The organism is Sphingomonas sp. LH128 (assembly GCF_000293195.2).
Lineage (GTDB): Bacteria > Pseudomonadota > Alphaproteobacteria > Sphingomonadales > Sphingomonadaceae > Novosphingobium > Novosphingobium resinovorum_A.
Window position 1 is genome coordinate 1 of sequence record NZ_ALVC01000187.1, and the last position, 8,415, is coordinate 8,415.

Annotated in this window: 8 protein-coding genes; 1 reads left to right on the top strand and 7 read right to left on the bottom strand. The window is 63.3% G+C overall.

Translation table 11 applies throughout. The annotated features are described in order from the left end of the window. Nucleotides 1–231: hypothetical protein (locus tag LH128_RS33495; protein ID WP_327195179.1), on the top strand; the 231-nt coding region annotated here is incomplete at its 5' end. On the opposite strand, the gene LH128_RS15545 is transcribed toward LH128_RS33495, so the two are convergent. From LH128_RS15545 to LH128_RS15575, 7 genes are all read right to left on the bottom strand, one after another. After that, nucleotides 221–2,836 carry a TonB-dependent receptor plug domain-containing protein gene (locus LH128_RS15545; RefSeq protein ID WP_008830611.1) on the bottom strand — a complete coding sequence of 872 codons (2,616 nt, stop codon included), beginning with the start codon at nucleotides 2,834–2,836 and terminating at the stop codon, nucleotides 221–223. The two genes, LH128_RS33495 and LH128_RS15545, sit on opposite strands and share 11 nt — an antisense overlap. 430 nt (nucleotides 2,837–3,266) lie before the next feature. Next, nucleotides 3,267–3,638: a c-type cytochrome gene (locus tag LH128_RS15550; protein WP_008830612.1), complete on the bottom strand. Its 372-nt coding sequence runs from the start codon at nucleotides 3,636–3,638 to the stop codon at nucleotides 3,267–3,269. Between the two features lie 47 nt (nucleotides 3,639–3,685). Then, nucleotides 3,686–4,999 (bottom strand): aminotransferase class V-fold PLP-dependent enzyme, encoded by a 1,314-nt coding sequence (locus tag LH128_RS15555; protein WP_008830613.1) that lies wholly within the window; start codon nucleotides 4,997–4,999, stop codon nucleotides 3,686–3,688. 42 nt (nucleotides 5,000–5,041) lie between these two features. Next, nucleotides 5,042–5,506, bottom strand: coding sequence for a RidA family protein (locus tag LH128_RS15560; RefSeq protein ID WP_008830614.1), 465 nt, complete (start codon nucleotides 5,504–5,506; stop codon nucleotides 5,042–5,044). 9 nt (nucleotides 5,507–5,515) lie between these two features. Then, nucleotides 5,516–6,247 carry an amino acid ABC transporter ATP-binding protein gene (locus tag LH128_RS15565; protein ID WP_008830615.1) on the bottom strand — a complete coding sequence of 244 codons (732 nt, stop codon included), beginning with the start codon at nucleotides 6,245–6,247 and terminating at the stop codon, nucleotides 5,516–5,518. Beyond that, complete coding sequence (locus tag LH128_RS15570; protein ID WP_008830616.1) at nucleotides 6,244–7,338, bottom strand: amino acid ABC transporter permease; 1,095 nt, start codon at nucleotides 7,336–7,338, stop codon at nucleotides 6,244–6,246. The genes LH128_RS15565 and LH128_RS15570 overlap by 4 nt, the downstream gene beginning before the upstream one ends. Beyond that, nucleotides 7,326–8,415 (bottom strand): ABC transporter permease subunit (locus LH128_RS15575; protein WP_008830617.1); only part of this gene is annotated, 1,090 nt, incomplete at its 5' end. The genes LH128_RS15570 and LH128_RS15575, both read right to left, overlap by 13 nt.

Below are 8,415 nucleotides of genomic sequence, written 5' to 3' on the forward strand. Positions count from 1 at the left end.
CGCCCGATCCGGTCCAGTCGGCCAGCGATTATGGAGGCGCAGTTGGTCCTGCCCGTTGCCAGCCGCGCAGCGATCAGCGTAATCTCGCTCTCGGCCGCACCGGAAGGGGTCGGCGCGACCGATCGCGCGAAAGCGATGCCCCCGTGTATGCCGGCGCCGGCCATCGTCAGAAAAATCAGCTTCGAGACGATGGCGCAGCGCATCACTCCGTATCGGTCGCTCAGAACTTGAACCCAGCCGAGGCGAAGAACGACATGCCGTTGAAGCCGAACGGCGAGATTGCATTGTACGGCAAGGTCCCGGCGTTGTCCGATCCGTTTGTCCCTGCCGCAACGCTTGCGACAGTCGAACGCAGGTTCTGAGTCGGGTAGATGTCGAACAGATTGTTTACGCCCGCGCTGAGGGTGATACCGGGCGTGAAGTCATAATTCACCTGAATGTCGGTAATGACCTTGCCCTTGAAATGCTGGATCACCTGCGAGTTGGCGCTGGTCGAGGAGACCGGGACCAGCGTGACATCGTAGCCGGGTGTCAGCGCGGCGATCTGCGCGGGTGTCAGGCTGGTGAATGCCACTGCCGATACCTTGCCGTAGTAGGTATTGGTCAGCCCGAGTGAAAAGTCGCCCGACTTCCAGTTCAGGTTGAGCAGGACCTTGGAGCGGGGCTGGCTGTCGGAGATACGAACCTGCTGCGTCAGGTCGAAAAGCGGAGTGGTGATACCCAGCGCCGCGATCTCGGTGGGCGTGCCGGCGATCTTGTCGAACTTCGTCTTGTTGTAGTTGCCTGCGAGCAGGACCGACAGTTCGCCAAGCGAACCGAGATCGAACTTGTCCGTCAGCGTCACATCGACACCGCGCGTGGTCGTGTCCACGGCATTGGTGAGATAGCTGGCCCCTGCAATCCCCGCAACGCCGTTGGCAGCCAGATAATTGATGAGCGACGTGCCTTGGAACACTGCGGACTGGACGATACGGTCGGTCAGCTTGATCTGGTAGCCATCAACCGTGAAGGTTAGGCCTCCACTCGTGTAGACGAAGCCGGCCGACAGGTTCTTGGATTTCTCCGGCTTGAGATCGGTGGCTCCGATCAGGCGCGCGGCCTCGCTATCCACGGGCAGGTTGCGAATGAGCGTCGCCACGCCATTGATGAAGCTGGTCGTCGAACTTCCGAAATACATTTGCGCAAGATGCGGTGCGCGAAAACCCGTGCTGAACGATGCGCGAAGCGCCAGCGGCTCGATCACCTGCAAACGACCGGAAAGTTTATAGTTGGTGGTGCTGCCGAAGTCGGAGAATTTTTCGTAGCGTACCGCCGCATCGAGCGTCAGGCGATCGAAGAACAGCTTTTCCACTTCCCCGTAGATCGCCTTGCTGTTGCGCCGACCGAAGGCCGCATCGACCGGCGAAATGCCCGGCGTGGGTTGGGTTCCGACCGGGGCAACCTTGCCCGCGTTCGGGCCATCGAGAATAGCGAACCCGCCATCGGCATAACTCGCCACCTCGCCTGCCAGCAGATGGTAGGTTTCTTCGCGATACTCCGCGCCCAGAGCCAGGTTGAGAGGGCTGCCATCGCCCATGTCGAATTTGCGTGTCAGGTCGAGATTGGTAGTCCACTGATCGTAACGGGTGGATCCGTTATGAATATCCGTCGGGCTGGCGGTGCCGTAGGACACGTTGTTGGTGTTGCTGGTCCCGTTGTCGATCAGGCTCTTGCCGTAGCCGGTCGAGACGTCCCAGTCGAAGCCCACAAGATTTTCGCCGCGCAGGCCACCCGTTGCCGAAACGTTGCGCAAGCGAATGTCGCCGTAGGGAATGAAGCCATCCGGATGCAGTGCCCGCACGGTCTGGTCCTGGCCGGCACGACGGAAGTAGAATGCCGTGCGCCCGTCGAGGTCGCTGTATCCGCCAAAGCCGTAGAAAGTCGCCCCGCCGCCGTTGGTGGGGATTTCGGCATTGAGGAAAACGGACTTCATTTCGTAGTTCGAGTTACCCTGACGCGAGGTGTGACGCTCTATCGTCGCTTCGCGAGGATCGAGCGCGCCGCTGGACGCAGTCAGCCCCGTGCCCGAGCCGTAGAAAGAGGACGGCGCGACCAGGCCGCCGGCCGAATTATGGCCGAAATACTGCTGGCGGGTGTCGTCCAGGGATCGATTGGTGGACGCATGGTTCTGGTACTGCACGGTCGCGCGGATCACGCCGCCGTTCCATACCGGCAGCCCTACGCTGCCGCCCACGTCGATAAATTCGCCATCGCCTTGTTTGGTGATGCCCGTCGAGATCTTGCCCTTCATGCCGGTCGATTTGTCGAGGGTGAGATTGATGACACCCGCGATCGCGTCCGAGCCGTACTGGGCCGAAGCGCCGTCGCGAAGGACTTCGACACCGGAAAGCGCCATGCTGGGGATAGCATTGAAGTCGTAGGCGACGTCGCCTCGACCGATACCGTTGCTGGTGCTGAGATCACCTGACGAGTGACGCCGCTTGCCGTTCACCAGTACAAGCAGCTGTCCGGTCGAGAGGCCGCGCAATGTCGGCGGAGTGAGGAATTCGCCCGCCCCGGATGCATTGGGGCGCGGCGTGCTGAAACTGGGAACGGAAGTCTTCAGCATGTCCTGAACTTCCGTCCGCCCTCCGCGGGCCAGTTCATCCACGCTGATGCGATCGATGGGAACGACCGATTCCGCTGCCGATCGGCTGCCGAAACGCGAACCGGTGACGACGATGTCGCTACCTCCGTCCGCACCGGCTTCCTGCGCGAACGCTGCGGTGGCCGGCAGGATGCAGGAAAGCACTGCCAGTCCGGTAGACGCCATGGCGATGTTGCGAAGTTGCCTCATGATCTTCGTTTTCCCTGTTTTATCGATAGACGCGTGAGATCGGTCCGTCACTTGCGGACACGATCCTTGCCGCCGCGACCGGCAGCGATGATCGGATGTCTCTGAATGCCTGCCCGGCAGCTACGTCAGGCGCTGCCGCCCTGGCATCGCCCGAGCATCAGTAGCGTTCAAGCGCAGCCACTGCGTTCGCCGGATGGCGCTGGCGGCGTGTTCGATCTCAAATGCATGCTACCCCCTGATAAAGAATTGCACGCTCCTGCGGACGAACGGCGGGCATTCTTGCGATGCCCCGGAGCTTTACCCCTTGTCCGGTTCGTCCCCGCCATCTTGCCCGGCTCCTCCCAAGGGACAAGTGACGGGTTTGAACGAGTCCATGCATGAAACTTATGGGTCTTGCCCGGCGACGCATTCTTCATGCGCGGCCGCGACGTCAGCGCGCCTTCAGGCCCGAGAGATAAGCGACAATGGCCTTGCGATCGTCCGGCACGGGTACGCTGGTGAACATTCGCGTTCCCGGCACCATCTTCGAAGGGCCTGACAACCAGCTGTCGAGCGTACGCGCATCCCAGCGGACATTGACCTTCTTGAGCGCAGGTGAATAGGGATAGGCGCCCGTACCGGCATTACGGCCGACGATGCCGGACAGGTTCGGCCCCGCCCCGGACTTCTTGCCGGCTTCGGTGCTGTGACACGCAGCGCAGCGCTGCTTGAACAGGACGGCACCTTCGTCGGCGGAGACCGCCGTGGATCCCAAGCCTATCAGGAAGACGAATGAGGTCGCCGCAAGGCGAAGAAGCGTCATGGATATGCTCCGATACTGTGGTGACAATAGGCGGGGACGCGCAAGCGTCAGACGAAGGCGCGACGCTCCTGATGGATCGCGGCGACCAGACGGTCGAGTTCGGCCGTGGTATTGAACAACGCCGGCGTCACGCGCAGCCCGGCGCCAGATGCCAGCCCCGCCTTGGCGACCACGAGCAGCTTGTGCTTCTCTACGAACAAGGCCTGCGCCGCCTTAGCCTTCGCGGGGCTGTCCATGCCGGGGAGCCTGAAAGCGCTGATGGCCCCGTAATTGCCTGGCTCATCCGGCAGCATCAGCTGCAGGCCGGGCACGTCCCGCACGCGCGTGACCCAGTAGTCCCGCAAAGCCTTGAGATGCGAGAACTTCTGCTCGATGCCCATGGCAGCCTGAACCTCCAGCGCGGCCGGGATCGTCAGGCGCGCCGCGAAATCGACAGTGCCGCTGGGAACGCGCGAGCGAATCTCGTCCGCCGAATATATGCGGTTGCCCAGCCACGGCTCGATGTCGCCGAGGCGCGACTTGCGGATATAGATGCCACCCGTACCAAGCGGCGCCGCAACCCACTTGTGAAGCGAGAAGCCGATAAAGTCGGCGCCGGTATCGGCCACGTTGAACGGCATCTGACCGACCGCCTGCGCGCTGTCCAGTATCACGTCGATCCCGCGTGCCTTGGCCATCGCGACGATTTCCTTGACCGGCGGGATCAACCCGTTGCGGTTAGACACGTGGGTGACGAGCAGTAGCTTCGCGCGCGGCGTTTCCTTCAGCACTTTCTCGTAGGCAGCCAGGATATTCGCCCGAGTATGCGGTTCCGGCAGCGAAAACCGCACGACCCGCGCACCCCGGCTCTTCTCGAGATAATCCATTGCGTATTGCATCTCGTCGTAGTCGGCATCGCAGTAGATCACCGCATCGCCGGCCTTGAGCAGCGCATAATTGGTAATCAGGGCATAGAGCCCTTCGGTGCCGCCCCCGCTGAGCGCCACTTCCTCCAGCGACGCGCCGATCAGGTCGGCGACGGCCTGTCGGGACTTGTCGAGTTCCTGGTCGCGGGGCATGTCGGGAACGCCGCTGCGCAGGAAGGTGGAATTATAGCGGTTAACCCATGCGACCTTGTCGAGATAGGCCGCATGCACAGACTTCGTCATCGCACCATAGTAGGCCGCGTCGAAGTTCACGATCGACCTGTCGATATCATAAAGCGCGGCAAGGCGCTGCTGGGTCTGCGCAAAGGAAAGTCCGCCCCCCAGCAGACTGCCGCGCACACCTGCCTGAGCCGGCGCCGCCAGAGCATGTCCGGCCAGCAGCGTGCCCGCGGACACCGCCCCGGCACCGGCAAGGAACTGCCGTCGATTAGTCATGTCTTGTCACTCCGAAACGTTGGATCTGGATGAGGCGCCCGCTCAGGCGCGAATTTCGATGACGGCGTCGATCTCGACGGCGTAATTCAGCGGCAGCCGGTAGACGCCGACCGCCGAACGCGAATGACGGCCGTGCTCTCCGAAAACCTCGACCATGAGATTCGAGGCACCGTTGATGACTGCCGGTACTGCGAAGAACGATGGCCCGGCCTGTACGTAGCCGCCCAGGCGCAGCACTTGCGTGACACGGTCGAGATCGCCGCCGCACGCCGCGCGGAATTGTGCGATGAGGTTGATCGCGCACAACCGCGCGCCCCCGGTGGCCTGTTCGGACGTCACGTCCTCGCCGACAATGCCTTTCACCTCGTGCGCGGCATCCCTGGACAACTGCCCGGAGACATGGACGATCCGGCCGGAGCGCGTGTACGGGACGTAATTGGCCACGGGCGCCGATGGCTCGGGCAAGGCAATGCCGAGCTGGGCAAGCCTGTTCGCGATGCGAAGCATGAGGTCTCCTTAAAAGGGTATCTTGTCCAGGAACGCCCGTGTGCGCGGGTGCCGGGGATCAGTGAAGAAGGTTTCGCCGTCCGCGATCTCGACGATCTGGCCTTCGTCCATGAAGACCACGCGGTCGGCCACTTCGCGGGCGAACGCCATCTCGTGAGTGACGCAAACCATCGTCATGCCGCCACGGGCAAGGGCCTTCATGATGTCGAGCACTTCCTTGACCATCTCGGCGTCGAGCGCGGAGGTGGGCTCGTCGAACAGCATCAATGCAGGATCCATGCACAGCGCGCGCGCGATCGCCGCGCGCTGCTGCTGGCCGCCGGAAAGCCGCGCGGGGAACTTGTCCGCCTGATCCGCGATGCGCACGCGTTCCAGCATGGTGTATGCGATCTCGCGCGCGTGCTGTTCGGACAGACCCCGAACCCGAACCGGGGCGAGCGTGCAATTCTGAAGCACGGTCAGGTGCGGAAACAGATTGAAATCCTGAAACACCATGCCCACACGTGCTCGAATGGCGCGCAGGGCCAGCGGATCGGCGGACAGGGCCTGCCCGGCGACGAAGATTTCCCCGGCCTGATGCTGTTCCAGCCCGTTGACGCAGCGGATCAGCGTGGACTTGCCGGACCCTGACGGGCCACAGATCACCACCCGCTCGCCCGCCTTCACATGCAGCGTGACATTGCGCAGGGCATGAAAATCGCCGTACCATTTATGCACGCCGACAAGGGACAGCGCCGTCATCGTCGGCCCTCCTCAAGCGTCTCCTCAAGGTGCAGCGAATACCGCGCTACCCCGTAACAGATCACGAAATAGACCAGCGCCACCATCAGGTACGTTTCGGCGTAAGGCATCGGCCAGGCGGGATCGTTGAGCACCACCCTGCCCGCGCTGACGAGATCGAAAAGCCCGACCGCCATGACGAGGCTGGTATTCTTGATGACCACAATGATCGTGCTGGTCAGCGGCGGCAGTACCTTGCGGACGGCCTGCGGCAGGATCACGACACACAGCACGTCGCGGGAGCGAAGGCCCAGCGCCTGCGCCGATTCCCATTGCCCGCGCGCCACTCCCTGCAGGCCACCGCGCAAGACCTCGCAGAAGTATGCCGCACTGACGAGCGTGAACACCCCCAGCGCCCGTGTGAGATTCTCCAGCCGGATCGTCTCGGGCAGCAGCAGCGGCGCCAGGAACGAGGCGGCGAACAGCAATGTCACCACCGGCACGCCGCGCAGCACTTCGACCAGCCCGCCAGCAACATAGCGGATCAGGGGCAAAGCACTGCGTCGCGCCAAAGCCAGCGCCAGACCCAGCGGAAAGCCAAACGCCAGCGAGAGCACCGTCATCAGCAGTGTCACCGGAAGCCCGCCCCACGACGCCGCCGGGACGGGTGACAGGCCCGCTATTCCGCCGGCCATCAGCGCGACGGCGAGTACCAGCCCCACCCCCCAGGCCGCCAGCGTCGTCCGGTTCCAGTGAGCACGAGGCATCGTCCACAAGGTCAGCGCCGCCAGCATCGCAACGACGGCGATCGGCCGCCACATCTGCGCCTCGGGGTAAATGCCGAAAAGGATGAACGGCGCCTTGTAACGCAGGAAAACCCAGCAGGCCCCCGCATCGCGGCATGCCTCGCCGTCGCCCTGCCATACGCCATGCGCGAAAGCCCAAGCCATCAGGTGCGGTAGCCCCCGCTCGATCGCCGCCACGAATACCAGCGTGGCGAGCAGGTTAGCGCTGCCGCCGAAAAGCGTCGAAAAGCCGCCGGCGGTTTTGCGGCCGGATGGGGGAGCCTGCGCCGGCTCGGGAATGGTCTGCACGAAGTTCAACGCGCCCACCTCGCACTGCGTCGCTCCAGCGTTCCCATCCCCAGCGAGATCGTCGCCGCCAGCGTCAGATAGACAAGCGCGACCAGCCCCACGCATTCCAGCGCATGACCGGTATGGTTCATCGTCGTATTCGCGATGGAGTTCAGGTCGGGATATCCCACGACAAGCGCCAGCGTCGAATTCTTGAGGATGGCGGCAAACTGGTTCGTCATCGGGGGCACCATCACCCGAAGGGCCTGAGGCACAATGACAAGGCGCAGGCTCTGGCGGTCGCCAAGACCCATGGCGCGGCAGGCATCCCATTGCCCGCAAGGCACCGCCGCGATGCCGGCACGGATGATCTCGGCGGCAAAGCCGCTCGCATAAAGCACGCTGCCGAATGCAACCGCCGCAAATTCCGGCGTAATGCTCAGCCCGCCGACGAAATTGTAGTGATCCAGGTGCGGCACGTCGGGCGCGACGCCGAGGCCGAGCGACAGCCACAGAACACCTGCGGATATCACGGTCGCCAGCGTCACCACGCTCGCCAGATGCAGACGGCCCCGCCATGCGAGCACGGCCACCGTCAGCAGCCCGCCGACGACTACCAGTAAAAGCGGCAGCGCCGTCCCGGTAATACCGAAGGAGGTGACGTAGAGACCGCGATCGTTGAGGAAAATGCCGGGAACCGCCTGAAGCGCGCGGCCCGGCTCGGGCAGCGTCACCGTGAGAACACCGTACCAGAACAGCAACTGCACGACGAGCGGCGTATTGCGCACGGCATCGATGAAGACGCGTGCGCTTCCACTCGCCAAAAGATGCTCGGAGCGTCGGGCCAGGGCGAGCGGAATGCCCAGCAAGGTCGAGAAGACAATCACGACGAGCGCCAGCAGCACCGTGTTGCCCAGCCCGACGACGAGCGCGCGCGCGAAAGTGTCCGAAGGCGAATAGGCGAGTATCGTTTCGGAGATCGGAAAACGCGCCGTGCTCCCGAGGAAACCGAAATCGAGCACCATGCCGCGGACCGACAGGTTATGTGCCGCTACGGCCAGCAAGCTCGCCCCAAGCGTAAGCACGAGGACCGCGAACAGCGCCTGCGGCAGCCAC

Excerpts from the sequence above, each read along its gene's own strand:
- LH128_RS15550 (WP_008830612.1), bottom strand. The coding sequence starts at position 3,638 with ATGACGCTTCTTCGCCTTGCGGCGACCTCATTCGTCTTCCTGATAGGC.
- LH128_RS15565 (WP_008830615.1), bottom strand. The coding sequence starts at position 6,247 with ATGACGGCGCTGTCCCTTGTCGGCGTGCATAAATGGTACGGCGATTTT.
- LH128_RS15560 (WP_008830614.1), bottom strand. The coding sequence starts at position 5,506 with ATGCTTCGCATCGCGAACAGGCTTGCCCAGCTCGGCATTGCCTTGCCC.
- LH128_RS15545 (WP_008830611.1), bottom strand. The coding sequence starts at position 2,836 with ATGAGGCAACTTCGCAACATCGCCATGGCGTCTACCGGACTGGCAGTG.
- LH128_RS15555 (WP_008830613.1), bottom strand. The coding sequence starts at position 4,999 with ATGACTAATCGACGGCAGTTCCTTGCCGGTGCCGGGGCGGTGTCCGCG.